The organism is Shinella yambaruensis (genome assembly GCF_022899355.1).
In the GTDB taxonomy this organism is placed as follows: Bacteria; Pseudomonadota; Alphaproteobacteria; order Rhizobiales; family Rhizobiaceae; genus Shinella; species Shinella yambaruensis.
On the sequence record NZ_JALJCK010000009.1, the window covers coordinates 149,251 to 165,114 of the forward strand.

At 61.8% G+C, this 15,864-nt stretch carries 16 protein-coding genes and 1 tRNA gene; 13 read left to right on the forward strand and 4 right to left on the reverse strand.

Features of this window, described 5'->3' with window-relative positions; all coding sequences use genetic code 11:
* Positions 1 to 115: 115 nt before the first annotated feature.
* Both MUU56_RS21180 and MUU56_RS21185 read left to right on the forward strand, forming a co-directional pair.
* Positions 116 to 1,390, forward strand: coding sequence for a tyrosine-type recombinase/integrase (locus tag MUU56_RS21180; protein ID WP_244769267.1), 1,275 nt, complete (start codon positions 116 to 118; stop codon positions 1,388 to 1,390).
* A 139-nt stretch (positions 1,391 to 1,529) separates the two neighbouring features.
* Positions 1,530 to 1,724, forward strand: coding sequence for a hypothetical protein (locus MUU56_RS21185; RefSeq protein WP_244769268.1), 195 nt, complete (start codon positions 1,530 to 1,532; stop codon positions 1,722 to 1,724).
* A 151-nt stretch (positions 1,725 to 1,875) separates the two neighbouring features.
* Here the strand turns inward: MUU56_RS21185 and MUU56_RS21190 are convergent, their stop codons facing one another.
* Together MUU56_RS21190 and MUU56_RS21195 are read right to left on the reverse strand one after the other, a co-directional pair.
* Positions 1,876 to 2,430, reverse strand: coding sequence for a hypothetical protein (locus MUU56_RS21190; protein WP_244769269.1), 555 nt, complete (start codon positions 2,428 to 2,430; stop codon positions 1,876 to 1,878).
* Between the two features lie 60 nt (positions 2,431 to 2,490).
* Positions 2,491 to 3,216: a hypothetical protein gene (locus MUU56_RS21195; protein ID WP_244769270.1), complete on the reverse strand. Its 726-nt coding sequence runs from the start codon at positions 3,214 to 3,216 to the stop codon at positions 2,491 to 2,493.
* A 142-nt stretch (positions 3,217 to 3,358) separates the two neighbouring features.
* On the opposite strand from MUU56_RS21195, the gene MUU56_RS21200 reads away from it, so the two are divergent.
* From MUU56_RS21200 to MUU56_RS21210, 3 genes are all read left to right on the forward strand, one after another.
* Positions 3,359 to 3,562 (forward strand): helix-turn-helix domain-containing protein, encoded by a 204-nt coding sequence (locus MUU56_RS21200; RefSeq protein WP_244769271.1) that lies wholly within the window; start codon positions 3,359 to 3,361, stop codon positions 3,560 to 3,562.
* A 190-nt stretch (positions 3,563 to 3,752) separates the two neighbouring features.
* Entirely contained in the window at positions 3,753 to 4,280 is a 528-nt protein-coding gene (locus MUU56_RS21205; RefSeq protein WP_244769272.1) for a hypothetical protein, read from the forward strand.
* 161 nt (positions 4,281 to 4,441) lie between these two features.
* Positions 4,442 to 5,644 carry a hypothetical protein gene (locus MUU56_RS21210; RefSeq protein ID WP_244769273.1) on the forward strand — a complete coding sequence of 401 codons (1,203 nt, stop codon included), beginning with the start codon at positions 4,442 to 4,444 and terminating at the stop codon, positions 5,642 to 5,644.
* 232 nt (positions 5,645 to 5,876) lie between these two features.
* Here MUU56_RS21210 and MUU56_RS21215 read toward each other — a convergent pair.
* Positions 5,877 to 5,951: transfer RNA gene (locus MUU56_RS21215), tRNA-Gly, on the reverse strand.
* Between the two features lie 220 nt (positions 5,952 to 6,171).
* Here MUU56_RS21215 and MUU56_RS21220 point away from each other — a divergent pair.
* The 4 genes from MUU56_RS21220 (at position 6,172) to MUU56_RS21235 (ending at position 8,709) form a co-directional block, all read left to right on the forward strand.
* Positions 6,172 to 6,681, forward strand: coding sequence for a prolyl-tRNA synthetase associated domain-containing protein (locus tag MUU56_RS21220; RefSeq protein ID WP_244769274.1), 510 nt, complete (start codon positions 6,172 to 6,174; stop codon positions 6,679 to 6,681).
* A gap of 57 nt (positions 6,682 to 6,738) precedes the next feature.
* Complete coding sequence (gene trxA, locus MUU56_RS21225; RefSeq protein WP_244769275.1) at positions 6,739 to 7,701, forward strand: thioredoxin; 963 nt, start codon at positions 6,739 to 6,741, stop codon at positions 7,699 to 7,701.
* A gap of 128 nt (positions 7,702 to 7,829) precedes the next feature.
* On the forward strand, positions 7,830 to 8,510 hold the full coding sequence (locus tag MUU56_RS21230) for an LON peptidase substrate-binding domain-containing protein (protein ID WP_244769276.1): 681 nt from the start codon (positions 7,830 to 7,832) through the stop codon (positions 8,508 to 8,510).
* 10 nt (positions 8,511 to 8,520) lie between these two features.
* Entirely contained in the window at positions 8,521 to 8,709 is a 189-nt protein-coding gene (locus tag MUU56_RS21235; protein WP_064331796.1) for a Trm112 family protein, read from the forward strand.
* A gap of 74 nt (positions 8,710 to 8,783) precedes the next feature.
* Here the strand turns inward: MUU56_RS21235 and MUU56_RS21240 are convergent, their stop codons facing one another.
* Entirely contained in the window at positions 8,784 to 10,004 is a 1,221-nt protein-coding gene (locus MUU56_RS21240; RefSeq protein ID WP_244769421.1) for a ubiquinone biosynthesis hydroxylase, read from the reverse strand.
* Between the two features lie 99 nt (positions 10,005 to 10,103).
* On the opposite strand from MUU56_RS21240, the gene tesB reads away from it, so the two are divergent.
* The 4 genes from tesB to MUU56_RS21260 all read left to right on the forward strand — a co-directional run bounded on the left by tesB (position 10,104) and on the right by MUU56_RS21260 (position 15,859).
* Positions 10,104 to 10,991 carry an acyl-CoA thioesterase II gene (tesB, locus tag MUU56_RS21245; protein ID WP_244769277.1) on the forward strand — a complete coding sequence of 296 codons (888 nt, stop codon included), beginning with the start codon at positions 10,104 to 10,106 and terminating at the stop codon, positions 10,989 to 10,991.
* Positions 10,992 to 11,209: 218 nt separating this feature from the next.
* Positions 11,210 to 11,560: a P-II family nitrogen regulator gene (locus MUU56_RS21250; RefSeq protein WP_064331794.1), complete on the forward strand. Its 351-nt coding sequence runs from the start codon at positions 11,210 to 11,212 to the stop codon at positions 11,558 to 11,560.
* Between the two features lie 29 nt (positions 11,561 to 11,589).
* Positions 11,590 to 12,951: an ammonium transporter gene (locus MUU56_RS21255; RefSeq protein WP_244769278.1), complete on the forward strand. Its 1,362-nt coding sequence runs from the start codon at positions 11,590 to 11,592 to the stop codon at positions 12,949 to 12,951.
* A 241-nt stretch (positions 12,952 to 13,192) separates the two neighbouring features.
* Positions 13,193 to 15,859, forward strand: a complete 2,667-nt coding sequence (locus tag MUU56_RS21260) for a DNA translocase FtsK (protein ID WP_244769279.1) — start codon at positions 13,193 to 13,195, stop codon at positions 15,857 to 15,859.
* Positions 15,860 to 15,864: the final 5 nt, after the last annotated feature.

The window sequence follows — 15,864 nt, forward strand, 5'->3', positions numbered from 1 at the left end:
GCTGGTTACAAATCCGGGCCGCAGAGCGGGCTTCCGGGCACAATTGACGATTCATTGTGCGGGTTACAGCCGCCGTGTTTTCCTCGCCATTTTTTCATTTAGCAGCGAGAACACCATGAAAGACAGTTTCAATATCTCCATCACCTCCACAACACGCCGCCGCAAGCTGAGCAACGGCACCATGGCCGCCTATCCGCAATGGTACTGCGAGTATCGCGACCCCAAATCCGGCAAGCGTCGCCGCCGCGCCTTCAACAAGAAGAAGGACGCGGAGGCTTTCCGGAATGCCCTACTGGTGCAAGTCGCCGAAGGCTCCTACGTCGATGAGCGGACGGCCCCGACCGTCGCCAAGGCTCTTGACCACTGGCTCGCCAACAAGGAAGGGCAGGTCAAAGCCTCCACTCTGAAGGGCTATAAGGTCGTGGCGAACGGCGCGATCCGTGGCCCGCTGCTTATCGGCACCCGTCAGGAACGGGCCGATTACACCGAGAGCGGCGTCGCGCCGAAGGGCGCGCGCTTCCTCAAGCTCCTGGGCGACATCAAGCTCACCGAGCTGACGACGGCCGGCATTCGAATCTGGCATCGGACCATTGTCGAGCAATGCGGCAACTACACCGCCAACCGGGCAAAGTCGCACCTCAAGTCCATCCTAGCCTTGGCTGAAGAGGACTTCGGCATCCGCGCGCCGTCCATGCCGACCGGCCTCACGCGGGCTCGTCACAAGCCGAAGAAGGCCATCCTGACGCCGGAAGACATCGCCAAGCTCGTCGCCGCCGCCAAGATGGACGCCGAACACGGCATCTATTACGCTTTTCCCTTCCTCGCCGGCACGCGGCCGTCCGAGCAGCTTGGTCTGCTTTGGAGCGAGGTCGACTTCGACAAGAACATCATCCGCATCCGCCGCATTCAGGAGCGCGATGGCTCGCTGACCGAGATGACCAAGACGGAGGCCGGAACGCGCGACATTCCCATGGGCACGACGCTGCGCGAGATGCTGCTTGAATGGCGGCTCCGTTGCCCGAGGAAGGGCAAGGAGCTGCACCGGGTCTTTCCTGGTCCCGGTCGGCTTCAGGAATGGCCGAAGCTGCGCATCGGCGGCGGCGGGCCGCTGCTCTACCAAAACTTCCGCAAGCGTTATTGGGCTCCAGCCTTCAAGAAGCTCCGCCTTCCGTATGTGACGCCGCATTCCGCGCGACATTCGTTCATCTCAACGCTTCAGGCGCAGGGCATTGAGGTGGGCCTCGTCGCGCAGATCGCCGGCCATGCCAATCCGACCGTGACGCTTGGCCACTACACCCAGGCCGTACGCGGCGGCGCTGCTGCCGTGGCTGCACTGGAGCGGGCCTACGTGCCACGGGAGGCCGTACGCGGCAGCGCCGGACCGGCCTGACGCCCCTAGCCTAGCCTGCACCCCTGACGGCCTCCGGTGGCGCTGCTGCCGGAGGCCGCTTCGTATCCAACTGTAATCATGGGATAAATTGTGCCGGGATTCCCGGCGTGTTTTACTTCTCCCAAAGGGGAGAATGCCTATGGACTACCTTCTGGTCATCGACAACGCGACGGGTGAGGGCCGAATCATGACGCTCGCCGAGGCGGCGGCATTGACACTTATCGAAGCCGCCGACATCGAGCGATCTATTCTTGTATTCGGCGTCTGCCAGTCCATGGACTTTGTTATCGTGGACACCGAAGCGGCGGAAAACATCGACGCCCTCGCCGCTTGACCTTGCATTATTGGGCCAGATGATTGCCGTCGACTTTCCGGCCCCTTGGCTCAACCCCTCCCCCCATCGCAATTCCAAGGCCGCAACCGATGGGACCCGGAAGGCCTTGCGGGGTCCGGCAAACCCGTACCCCACATACCCTTCCGCGAGACTATTCCACCACGTATTTCAGCGCGTTCGCCGAGACGCTGACGACGCGCAGCGTCCTGCCCTGGATCGTGACGCTCTGGCCGCTTCCGAGCGTGATAGCGATGGGCCGCTGCGCCGTCGCGTATTGTGACGAGCCGCGCGGCGGAATGTACTGGTAGGAGGTCGACCGCGCCGTTCCGTACACGTCGGTCCGGCCGATTGTGCCCTGCACGGTGGTGGTCGTGGACTGCGGAATGATCATGGGGCTTTCGCTCATCGTCGTGGCGTTGCTCTCAACGGTCACGTCGGTCCTTTCGAACACGGCGCGAGAGCCCTGCGTGCCGACGAATCGAACCGTCGTGCCGCCCGCGTTTGTGGTGCGGCCAAAGATATCGGCACCACCAACGACGTTGGGCAGGGCCTTGCGGGACTGGAACGACATCACGACGTCGCCAGGACCGGCCGAGCGGATTTGGTTTCCGGCGGGCGTCATCAGACTGGTCTTGGTTTCCACTGGCGCGCAGGCGGTAACGAGCGGCAGGGCGAGCAAAGCGGTGGCGAGGGTAGTCTTCTTCATCTGAGCTATCCTATTGAAATAGAAAACTTTCCAAAAAACACGGCGCAAAATCGCCGTCAATTATGGGGTCGCAGGTTCGATCCCTAAGAACTTCCCGGATATGAACTCCGGCGTCCAACGGGAGCACGCAGCGTCTGCGGCGGAATGCAGGCGGGTAGAACTGGCGGGGTGTAGCAGCAGCAGGAAGACCACGTGCGCCGTTGTGAATGCCCACAACGATGCGCCGGGTGCGGCGACACGCAGACGCTCGGCGCAGCGAGCCAGGAATACGGCACGCTCGACGCGGGGAAAGTGTTGGTAGATGAGCAGGGACTTGCCGGAGGCGTAAAACGCGGCCACTTCATCGAGGTAGAGGTATTTGGAGGAGTTCTTTCGTCCCTTTGGCAGCGCCACCTCCAGACCGTTATCCGGATCAAAAAAGATCAGGTCAGCGTCACGGAATGCGTAGGCGCAGCGGCCCATGAAAGCGTGGCGGCCAGCAAGTTCGTCGGGCAGCAGGTCATTGTGGTAGAGCGCGCCCGGAATGGCCCCGCTGTCCTCGATGGTCGCCAAGCGGCGGCGTTCCGGTGCGGAGGCGGCATGCGCCAAGATGTCGAACAGCTCCGGGTCGACGTGGCGGTGACGCTCAGGCTGCTGCAAATAGGTCAGCTTGTTGCCGTCCGATCTGCCGTCTGAGAGCGTCAGCATCCAGCAGACGCCGATGTGGTTTGCGCCGCCCGACGACAGCGCCCGCAGCAGCGCATACTTCCGATAATCGTTGATGTCCCCGACGTATTGGTCTTTCACGCTCCCCTCCGAATCATGCCCTGGGGAGCAGTATCCTCGAATACCCTAATTTGGGGTACTCTAAAATCGGGTCTTATTAAAGCGCGGGTCCTTGAACTGGCGCTTTCTCTTGTCCTCGATTCGCTCCGATCTTTACCGCCATATGATCGATCTGCTCGTTGCAGCCCGTAAAGACGCCGGACTCACGCAAGTGGAGATCGGAGTACGGTTGGGGCAACGGCAAACCTTTGTATCTAAGTATGAACTTGGAGAGCGCAGACTCGATGCGGCAGAGTTCGTGACGGTTTGCCATGCGATAGGTATCGATGCGTGTGATTTGATAAAGCGGGCGAAAGATAGCTTGTAGTCTATTTTTGGGCTGCCAGCGGACTGACAGGTTATGGGTGCTGAATTATCACACTGGGCATTTCCTCCCGATCCGACTGACAGTAAGCTCTGATTGCGCTGGCGGCTGACACAACGGCAGCGCATCTCAACGAAGCAAATTTCGGAAACCCGGTTGCTATACATAAAGCTACATTTTCCATCTGTGACGCATGACAAAATTACCTAAATCGCAGCGCTCTTCAGCACGTCGTGTCGATGTAATGGTGCGGGCGGCCAATCCGCATGTTCAAACTGAAATTTATGAAGTCGATCCTCACTATCATGTAATTTTTGCGCTAGCCGAGCAGCTGAGCGAAACGGAATACAAGCGCGAATTCGATAACCGCGTCACACCTGCTTCAATGCGGATCGAGTTCTCTAACCATAGGCCGAGTGGAGCAGAGCTTGTACCAGCGATTTCCGATGACAATCTAATATTTGATTTTGAAGGATTAATTTTAACAGGCCAAGATTTTGAGATGGCACTTCAAGCGATTTTTCCGGATGCACCCAGCTTGACAGGTTCAGAAATTCGAGATGACGGGGTGTTAGAGTTTTGGTTTGAAGCGGAAATGCCAGAGCCGTTGCGCGGAAGAGTGTACGATTTTTTGGATCGGCATATTGATCTTCGGAGAATTGAACTACGCGTAGAGAAAAATATGGCTCATCAGCGTCATCGTATCAGGGAGATTTACTAAAAAATCGACCGATTAAATTACGTGACACTCTTCCGAGTTTCGTAAGAGACGAGGAGGAATGGTGGTATAATTCTGCTGATGATGTTGTAAGGGGTAATTTACCCAAGGAGGCACTGCTTTCAAAGAATTTTACTGGTGCAGCTTGTTATATACAGGCATCAATGCCTGGGATTGATATCAGACAAGCATTACTGGCTTTCGATACGATTTACTTAGAACCACCAATCGAAAACATTCCTGACGGACTTGAAATTTTCTGGGACAGGCAAAGGATTACAAAAGAGGATATTCTCTATCTTGTGGAACGGGATCGCATACGATTTGTAACATCCCAACCAGAAGAAAGATGCGACACCCGTCTGCTTGAAGAGGCGAGAGAGCGTAATTCTCAAGGCGTACTTGGGCGGCGTAAAACTGCAGCAGTGGTGCTATCCGATATTATTGAAACGGATAGATCGTATCTGTTTTCACGATCCGATCTGGCTAAGGAGATGAGGGAAGCCGTTAATCGCCTTGCATACGACTTGAATATTTCAAAATCGGATATTGCGCGATCCGTTCTATTTCCAAGATTCGCGAGACGGTCTTGGGTAGCCTCTTTTCAAAACTTAGGTACATCTGGCATTGAACCTTACGGTCAGGGCGAACTGTTTGCACGGGCTTGGGAAAGAATTAACTCTGAAACCACGAAGAACCCAAGAGTAGAGGCGTATGCTTTCGGACATAATATCCAAATGGCCCACGCTTTAGGGGCCACCTATCTTCCGCACGGCGATGGCGATGACTATGTGAACAGTTGGATTACGCCAATGCGGCTGATGGGTGACCGACTAAATTTCTATCGCGCATTTAACGATAAGAAGGCTGCGGTTTGGGCTCAAAATGAACGGCTAAAGATCGAAAACAAATACGTACTCCTTCCACCAGTTCCACTCTTCGACTTCAATCGCTACGCGGCAATCAAAGATATTGATGCATTTACAAGCACTTCATCGCGGATGAAGGGCAGGTCGCTCATTGGACGGTTAGCAAATTTGCCTACCGATGAGCGGAACTCTGAAATCGAGCGATTGCAGCGTGAGCTTTATGAGTTTCAAGGAAAGAAAGATCGGCAGCGTGTCCAACAAAGTTGGCTGGAAACTGGTATCGATATTGGTGATACAGTTCTTAGTCTAGGGCTTGGACCTTTTATGTCTGGATTGGCGCTATTGTCTAAAATTACCGAGGTAGCCAAATGCTCTCCGACGCTCGATTTGTTAATCTCCGAAATTGAGCGATCATTGACGTTCAAACGCGGACGCAACGACGATTTGGATTTCCTAGACAAAATTTCCAGAGTTGCGAGTTTGAAAAACAATGAGTGAAAAGCAATAATTACATCCTTTAGTGGCGCGCCGAGAACTAACAAATCCAAAAAGGGCAAAAAGCGGCATTAATGAACCCTCGTTGGGCATCATTGTCCGCGTATTTGTTTTCGCAAGCTTGTAACCCGACGGTAACCGCGCCCTCCTGAGCCGTTTCCGCTTAGCGCGATTTCAACCGCGCCAAAACGCACAAAAGCCCCGGCGAACCGAGGCTTTGAACCACTAGGAAGAATGGAGCGGGTGAAGCGATTCGAACGCTCGACCCCAACCTTGGCAAGGTTGTGCTCTACCCCTGAGCTACACCCGCTCATCGTCGACGGCCTGGGGTAGTCGGTGGCCGAAGGTCGCTGCGTTGCGGCGACGGGCGGTATATGGCCCAAGGCTTTTTCAAATGCAACAGGGAAATGTCAGATTTTGGAGAAAAAAATCCGGAGACTTTCAAAGTCCCGGATTTTCAGGCGGTTGCGCTTGTGCGGTCGAAGCCCTATCAGCGGATGGACGTCAATTGAGCCGGGACAAGCAGGAAAATGACCGAAGCGCAGCCGAAGACCGACAGGGATCTCTTCCAGTTTCTCGACGATCTGGGCATCGCCCACAGCACGAAGGAGCATGCGCCGGTCTTCACCGTCGCCGAATCGGTGGCGCTGCGCGACGAGATTCCCGGCGGCCATACGAAAAACCTCTTCGTGAAGGACAAGAAGGACAATTATTTCCTGATAACCGTCGAGGAGCATGCGACGGTGGACCTGAAGACCGTGCATTCGGTCATCGGTGCCGCAAGCCGCGTCTCCTTCGGCAAGCCGGAGAAGCTGATGGAGTATCTCGGGGTCATTCCCGGCGCCGTCACCGCCTTCGGGGTGATCAACGACACGGCGGGCAAGGTGAAGATCATCGTCGATTCGGACCTGATGGCCTTCGATACGATCAACGGCCACCCGCTGCGCAACGATGCGACGACCTCGATCGGTTCGAAGGATCTCCTGCGCTTCATCGAGGCGACCGGCCACGAGCCGCTTGTCTTGAAAGTCACGGCCTGACATACGATCTGGGGCACAGACACGACATCGAGGCGCTTGGCGCCACAGGAGAGACCCATGAGTGCAGGCGACAATCCCTACGCATCGTCCTATGGCGGCCAGATGAACGTCTCGGCGAGCTTTGGCGGCGCGGCACCGGCGGATGATCTCATCAAGGACACGACGACAGCGAATTTTTCCCGCGACGTGCTGGAGGCCTCGCGCCAGCAGCCCGTGCTCGTCGATTTCTGGGCGCCCTGGTGCGGCCCCTGCAAGCAGCTCCAGCCGATCATCGAGAAGGTCGTGCGTGAAAGCGCGGGCCGCGTGAAGCTCGTCAAGCTCAACATCGACGACCATCCCTCCATTCCCGGCCAGCTCGGCATCCAGTCCATCCCCGCGGTCGTCGCCTTCGTCGGCGGCCGGCCGGTCGACGGCTTCATGGGCGCGGTGCCGGAAAGCCAGATCCGTGACTTCATCGACAAGGTCGCAGGTCCCGCCGGCGCCGACGAGAAGGCCGAGACCGAGGCGCTGCTTGCCGAGGCGAAGACCCTGTTCGATGCCGGCGACCTTGCCGGGGCGGCCGACCTCTACGGCGCGCTGCTGCAGGCCGATCCCGAAAATCCGCAGGCCCTTGCCGGCATTGCCGAATGCATGATCGCCGCCGGCCAGCCGGAAAATGCCCGCCAGATCCTCGGCAACCTGCAAGGCCCCGTCGCGGCCGACCCGGCCGTCGCGGCGGTGCTGAAGAAGCTCGACCAGATCGAGGAGGCGCGCAAGCTCGGCGATCCCGCAGCGCTCGAACAGGCGCTGGCGCTCGATCCGGACGATCATGCGGCGCGGCTGAAGCTCGCCAAGATCCGCAATGTCGAGGGCGACCGCCAGGCGGCGGCCGATCACCTGCTCTTCATCATGAAGCGCGACCGTGCCTTCGACGACGATGGCGCGCGCCGCGAGCTTCTGCAGTTCTTCGACGTCTGGGGCCCGAAGGACCCGGCGACGATCGCCGCGCGGCGCAAGCTGTCGTCGATCCTGTTCTCCTGAGCCTTTTTCCGGGAGAACGGCGCGGCATCCCTTGAGAAATGCCGCGCCTACCCCACATTCGAGGGGAAGCGCGTTGACGCGGGGCGGGAGACGGATCGCCGCGCCTTGCGCAATGGGAAGGCACTGTCATGCATGTGGGAAATGCGCGTTATCTGAAGCCGGAGGACCTGCCTGAGGCCATCCCCGTCTTTCCGCTGACGGGCGCCCTCCTCTTGCCCGGCGGGCAACTGCCGCTCAACATCTTCGAGCCGCGCTACCTTTCCATGTTCGACGATGCGCTCGCCACGCACCGGCTGATCGGCATGGTGCAACCCGTCTTCGGCGCCGATCGGGTGGATGATGCCGCGACCGAAACGCCGGCCCTCTGCCAGGTCGGCTGCATCGGCCGCATCACCTCCTTCGCCGAGACCGGGGACGGGCGCTATATCGTCTCGCTCACGGGCGTCTGCCGCTATCGCCTGCTCGAGGAGATCGGTGGCGACAAGTCCTATCGCAGTTTCCGCATCGCTCCCTTCATCACCGACCTTTCGGCACGCGACGACGAGCAGAGCGTCGACCGCGAGGCGCTGCTCGCCGCCTTCAAGGCCTATCTCGACGCCAACAAGCTGGAGGCCGACTGGGAGAGCGTGGAGCGTGCCAGCAATGCGACGCTCGTCAACTCCATGGCGATGATGTCGCCCTATGGTCCGGCGGAAAAGCAGGCGCTGCTGGAGGCGCCGGATCTCAAGACGCGGGCGGAAACACTGATCGCCATCACCGAGATCGTGCTGGCGCGCGGCTATGGCGACGTCGACACAATGCTGCAATAGGGCGGGCGTGATGAACTCCAGCACCAGCCGCGTCGATCCCAAGCTGCTCGAACTCCTCGTCTGTCCGTTGACCAAGGGGCGGCTGACCTATGACGCGGCCGCGGGCGAACTCGTTTCGGAAAAGGCCAGGCTCGCCTATCCGATCCGCGACGGCATCCCGATCATGCTGATTTCCGAGGCGCGGGAAATCAAGGACTAGGCTGCGGCCTGCCTGCAAAGCGTAAACATTTGAGCTGAGCGAGGATGGGGCACAGCTTCGCCGTGCCTTGCCAATCAGATCGGCTGCCCGACCAGCATGCGCGGATGCCCGCTGCCGGCGGTGCCTTCCGCCTGGCGGATGAAGAAGGACTTCAACCCCGGCAGGCGATCGACGACGCCGAGGCCGACATCGCGCAGCACGCGCAGCGGCGTCGCATCGTTGGAGAACAGGCGGTTCAGCACATCCGTGGTGATGCCCATGCGCACCGTGTCGAAGCGGCGCCAGCGCTCGTAGCGTTCGAGCACGGAGATCGCGCCGATATCGAGGCCGAGGCGGTCGGCCTCGACGATGGTTTCGGCAAGCGCCGCCACGTCCTTGAAGCCGAGATTGAGGCCCTGGCCGGAAATCGGGTGGATGCCGTGCGCGGCGTCCCCTGCGAGCGCGAAGCGCGGCGCGACGAAGGCGCGGGCGAGCGTCAGGCCGAGCGGGAAGGCACGGCGGCCGCCGACGACCTTCAGCGCGCCGAGCTTGTGGCCGAAGCGGCGCTCCAGCTCCTCCTCGAAGACGAGGTCGTCGCTTTCGACGAGGCGGCGGGCATCCTCCGTGCGCTCGGTCCAGACGAGCGAGGACCGGTTGCCGGCCAGCGGCAGGGTGGCGAAGGGGCCGGCGGGCAGGAAATGCTCCTCCGCCGTGCCTTCATGCGGGCGTTCGTGCTCCACCGTCGTGACGATGCCGGACTGGCCGTAGTCGAAGCGCACGGTCTTTATGCCGGCCATGTCGCGCAGTTTCGAGCGCACGCCGTCGCAGGCGACGAGGAGGCGGGTCCGGCCTTCGGTTCCGTCGGAGAGGTGGACCGTCGTGGCGTGCTGGCCGGTCACGAAACCCTCCGCCGACGTCGCCCAGCGCACGGGGATGCCGAGCGCCTCGGCCTGGCGCAGCAGGCTGCTCGTCACCGCGCGGTTGGGCACCATGTGGGCGAAGGGCTGGCCGTCGTCACCGGAGCCGGCGCCCTCGAAGGTGAGGAAGACGGGGCGCACAGGATCGGCCGTGCGCGAATCGGTGATGACCATGCGGCGGATCGGCTCCGCCTCGGGCGCGATCTCATTCCAGACGCCGACGACATCGAGCAGGTTGCGGGCGGCTGCCACGATCGCGAAAGCGCGTTCGTCCCTCTGCCAGGCCGTTTCCGGCGCGCTGTCGACCACGGTGACGGCGAGGTGCGGGGAGGCCTTCTTGATGGCGACGGCCAGCGACAGGCCGACATAACCACCGCCGGCGACAAGAACGTCGAGCATGGTTGCTTCGGGCATGGTGCACTCCTGGCCGCTTGAGGTCTTCTGCCCCTCTATATAGAGGAGGAGGAACCGTATTCCTACCGTCGGAGCCACGTCCAAATGTCGCGTCAACCTGCGAAGAACCCCGCCATGGATGTCCTTCTCGAGACATTGGACCTGGAGCGGCTGGAAAGCCGGCTGTTCCGCGGCAAGAGCCCGCAGGTCGGCTGGCAGCGGGTGTTCGGCGGGCAGGTGATCGGCCAGGCGCTGGTCGCGGCGACCCGGACGGTGGAGAAGGCGGGGCGTTTCGTGCATTCGCTGCACGCCTATTTCGTGCGGCCGGGCGATCCCTCCGTGCCGATCATCTACGATGTGGAGAACATCCGTGACGGCGGCTCCTTCGCCACGCGCCGCGTCGTCGCCATCCAGCACGACAAGCCGATCTATTTCATGACGGCATCCTTCCAGGACGAGGAGGACGGTTTCGAGCACCAGACACCGATGCCCGACGTGCCGCAGCCGGAGGACCTGCTCGGCGAGGCCGAGCTTAAGGAGCGCTTCATGACCGAGGCGCCGGAGCATATCCGCGCCTACTGGCAGCGCCCGCGGCCGATCGAGCTGCGGCCGGTTTCGCTGACCCATTATTTTTCGGGGGATAAGCTGGAGCCGCGGCAGAACATCTGGGTGCGCACCACCGGCCCGGTGCCGGCCGAGCGTCACCTGCAGGCCGCCGTGCTCGCCTATCTCTCGGACATGACGCTGCTCGATACCTCGCTCTTCGCACACGGCACCTCGGTGCTCGACCGCTCGCTGCAGGTCGCGAGCCTCGACCATGCCATGTGGTTCCATCGCCCGCCGGTTCTCGACGACTGGCTGCTCTACAGCCAGGACAGCCCTTCGGCCTTTGGCGGGCGCGGTATGACCCGCGGCGCGATTTTCACCCGCAACGGCACCCTCATTGCCTCCGTCGCCCAGGAAGGGCTGATTCGGAAAAAGGCAATTGTCTAATTTTTACGCATTATTTTATTGTCGCCTATTTTTTGATCATGTGCGGTGATGATTTTTTGCACCGCAGCATGAGCGCCATTTTTATCCTTTTTATTTCAGAAGCTTAGCCGATCCGTTCGAATCTGGCACGCCCCTTGAATGTGTAGTTCCCAGTCGTGGTGGACGTGATGTCGCCAACGATGAGGAGAGATGGCCCCGGCTGGGGACAAGCACGAAGGATGGGAAACCAGATGAAAATTGTGATGGCCATTATCAAGCCGTTCAAACTCGATGAGGTGCGAGAAGCCCTCACCGCTGTCGGCATCCAGGGCCTGACCGTGACCGAGGTGAAGGGGTACGGGCGCCAGAAGGGGCATACGGAAATCTACCGCGGCACCGAATATGCCGTCAGCTTCCTGCCGAAACTGAAGATCGAGATCGCCGTGCCTGGCGATGTCGTCGACAAGGCCGTCGAGGCGATCGCGTCCGCCGCCAAGACCGGTCAGATCGGCGACGGCAAGATCTTTGTCTACTCGATCGACCATGCCGTGCGCATCCGCACCGGCGAAACCGATTCCGAAGCGCTCTAAGCAAACGGCAGATCAGGGAGCATTCTTACATGTCGTCTAATTCGATCCTCAACACATTCGCCCGTGTCGGCGCCGTCGCGGCAGGCCTGCTGGCGCCGATGACGGCCCTTGCCCAGGAAGCGACGGAAGCAGCAACCGAAGCTGCGCCGGCCGCAGCCGAGGCCGCGATCAACTCCGGCGATACCGCCTGGATGCTGACCTCGACCGTTCTCGTCCTCTTCATGATCCTGCCGGGCCTCGCCCTCTTCTACGGCGGCCTGGTGCGCAGCAAGAACATGCTGTCCGTCCTCATGCAGTGCCTGGTCGTCTCCGCCGCGATCATGATCGTCTGGGTGGTCTACGGCTACAGCCTCGCCTTCTCCAATGGTGGCGGCCTTAATACCTTCATCGGCGGCTTCGAGAAGCTGTTCCTTTCCGGCGTGACGGCCGACAGCGTCTCCGGCTCGATCCCGGAATATGTCTTCATCGCCTTCCAGATGACGTTTGCCTGCATCACGCCGGCGCTGATCGTCGGCGCCTTCGCCGAGCGCATCAAGTTCTCCGCCGTCGTGCTGTTCTGCATCCTGTGGGTGACCTTCGTCTACTTCCCGATGGCACACATGGTCTGGTCGGGTGACGGCGCCCTGATGTGGGACTGGGGTGCGATCGACTTTGCGGGCGGCACCGTCGTTCACATCAATGCCGGCGTGGCGGGCCTCGTCGGCGCGATCATGGTCGGCAAGCGTACCGGCTTCGGCAAGGATATGATGGCGCCGCATTCCATGACGTTGACCATGGTCGGCGCTTCCATGCTGTGGGTCGGCTGGTACGGCTTCAACGCCGGTTCGGCAGCCGCGGCAAACGGCGTTGCCGGCCTTGCGATGATCAACACCTTCACCGCCACCGCCGGCGCGGTCGTCGCCTGGTGCGTGATCGAAACCTTCGGCCGCGGCAAGGCCTCCATGCTGGGTGCGGCATCGGGCGTCATCGCCGGCCTCGTCGCCGTCACGCCGGCCGCCGGTGCCGTCGGCCCGATCGGCGCCATCTTCCTCGGCGCGATCGCCTCGGCGCTTTGCTACTTCTTCGTCTCCGTCGTCAAGAACAAGTTCGGCTATGACGACACCGCAGACGTCTTCGGCGTCCATGGCATCGGCGGCATCGTCGGCGCCATCGGCTCTGGCATCTTCGCGGCCTCCTCGCTCGGCGGCGTCGGCTACGCGGAAGGCATCGGCATGGGCGGCCAGGTCTGGATCCAGATCAAGTCCGTCATCGTCACCATCCTGTGGTGCGGCATCGGCTCGGCGATCCTCTACAAGATCGTCGACATGATCGTCGGCCTGCGCGTCACCGTCGAATCCGAACGCGAAGGCCTCGACCTCTCGTCCCACGGCGAAGCGGCCTACCACTCCTAAGCTGCCTGCGGCGGCTCCCAGCGGCCGCCGCCAAACATCCCGTCGCGGCCATAGGAAATCTATGCCGCTCCTGGCCCGGACCTGCGTGTCCGGGCCCTTTTCGTTTACCGGGCAGAAACCATGCCGCGGGGCTGCATGGTTAACACGCCATTAAGGCTTCCTTCGTAGGGTTCGCAGTCAGGCACAGTCCGCGATTCGGCGGAAAAGGTGCGATTTCTTGCGTGGACCATAGGCTGTAACCATGAGCAGAAGCATTTCGGCAGGACTGGACAACCGTCACGACCGCTTCGTTCTGTCGGCATTCGTCTGGCGGCAGGTGCAGATCCTCCTCGGGATCTGCGTCTTCCTCGGCCTTGCCTTCGCCATTGCCGCGCTCTCCACTTGGAATGTCTCCGACCCCAGCCTCTCCTATGCCTCCAGCGGCGAGCCGGCCAATATCCTCGGCTATCCGGGCGCCGTCTTCGCCGATATCTTCATGCAGTTCTTCGGGCTTGCCAGCGTCATCGCGCTGCTGCCGGTCGTCGCCTGGGGCCTGGCGCTGATCAGCGGCCGACGCTTCAACCGGGTGCCGCCGCGCGCCGGCGCCTGGCTCGGGGGGGCGATCCTCGCCTCCGCGGCGCTCGCCTGCGTGCCCGGGCCTGTCACCTGGCCGCTGCCGACCGGCCTCGGCGGCGTCTTCGGCGACATGATCCTGCGCTTTCCCGCGCTCTTCACCGGCGCCTATCCGACCGGCCTCTTCGCCAGCATCCTCGGCGGCATCATCGCCATTCCCGCCGCCTGGCTGATGGTCTTTTCCGCCGGCCTGATCGGCTCGGTGGCGATCGACGACGAGGAGGATTTCGCGCCTGTCCCCACGCCGAGCCGCGCCCGGACCATCGCCGAGGAAGAGGACGACGACGAGCGGGAAGGCCCGCTCACCGTCCTTGCCGGCGCCATGACCCATGCCTGGTACACCGGCCAGGCGCGGTTCCGCCGCATCTTCGGCCTTGCCAACCAGCGCCGCAAGGCGCGCGGCATCGAGCAGCCCTACGATTTCAACGAGGACGAGTTCGGCACGCTGAACGAGCCGGCCCGCGCCCGCACGCCCTCCCGCTCCGCCGATCGCGTCGAGCCCTCCCTCGATGGCCGCCGCGCCGTCGCCGCTCCGCCGATGGTTGACGATGACGACGACCTGCCCTTCGACATGGACGAACCGATCGCCCGCCCGAACGGTCTCCTGCCGGACGACGACATGGACGACATCGCCGCCGACTGGGCGCCGCGCCGCGCGCCGGCCCGCCCGCCCATGCCGGCGACGACCGCGCGCGTCGTTCCCGCCGCCGCCCGGCCGAAGCCCGGCCAGCGCATCGAACGCGAGGCGCAGACCTCTTTCGTCGGTCCCGATGGCTTCGCCCTGCCGCCGATCCATCTGCTCGCCGAGCCGAAGGGCCAGGTGCGCGACATGACCCTTTCGGCCGACGCGCTGGAGCAGAACGCCCGCATGCTGGAGGGCGTGCTGGAGGATTTCGGCGTCAAGGGCGAGATCATCCATGTCCGTCCCGGACCGGTCGTCACGCTCTACGAGCTGGAGCCGGCGCCCGGCATCAAGTCCTCCCGCGTCATCGGTCTTGCCGACGACATCGCCCGTTCGATGAGCGCGATTGCCGCCCGCGTCGCCGTCGTGCCGGGCCGCAACGCCATCGGCATCGAACTGCCGAACCAGAGCCGCGAGACGGTCTACCTGCGCGAACTCATCGCCAGCCGCGACTTCGAGACCTCGAAGGCCAGGCTCGCCATGGCGCTCGGCAAGACGATCGGCGGCGAGCCGGTCATTTCCGACATCGCCAAGATGCCGCACCTGCTCGTCGCCGGCACCACTGGCTCGGGCAAGTCCGTCGCCATCAACACCATGATCCTGTCGCTGCTCTACCGGTTGAAGCCGGAACAGTGCCGCCTGATCATGATCGATCCGAAGATGCTGGAACTCTCCGTCTACGACGGTATCCCGCATCTGCTCTCCCCCGTCGTCACCGATCCGAAGAAGGCCGTCGTCGCCCTCAAGTGGACGGTGCGCGAGATGGAGGAGCGCTACAAGAAGATGTCGAAGATCGGCGTGCGCAACATCGACGGCTTCAACAGCCGCGTCGAGCAGGCGCTGGCCAAGGGCGAGCAGATCAGCCGCACCGTGCAGACCGGCTTCGACCGCCAGACGGGCGAGGCGATGTACGAGACGGAGGAGTTCGATCTCCAGCCGATGCCCTATATCGTCGTCATCATCGACGAGATGGCCGACCTGATGATGGTCGCCGGCAAGGACATCGAAGGCGCCGTGCAGCGGCTTGCCCAGATGGCGCGTGCCGCCGGCATCCATGTCATCATGGCGACGCAGCGCCCTTCGGTCGACGTCATCACCGGCACGATCAAGGCCAACTTCCCGACGCGCATCTCCTTCCAGGTGACGTCGAAGATCGACAGCCGCACCATCCTCGGCGAACAGGGCGCTGAACAGCTGCTCGGCATGGGCGACATGCTCTACATGGCCGGCGGCGGGCGCATCCAGCGCGTGCACGGCCCCTTCGTCTCGGATGGCGAGGTGGAAGCCGTCGTCGCGCATTTGAAGACGCAAGGCGCGCCGCAGTATCTTGACGCGATCACCGAGGACGACGAGGATGACGGCGAGGGGGGCCATGGCCCGGCCGGAACCGCCAATCTCGACGATTCGGACGATCCCTACGACCAGGCGGTGGCTGTCGTGCTGCGCGATGGCAAGGCGTCGACCTCCTATATCCAGCGCCGCCTCGGCATCGGCTACAACCGTGCCGCCTCGCTGATCGAGCGCATGGAGAAGGAAGGGCTGATCGGCCCGGCCAACCACGCGGGCAAGCGCGAGATCCTCGTGCCGACGGAGGATGAAATTTCGGGACGCTGACCGGG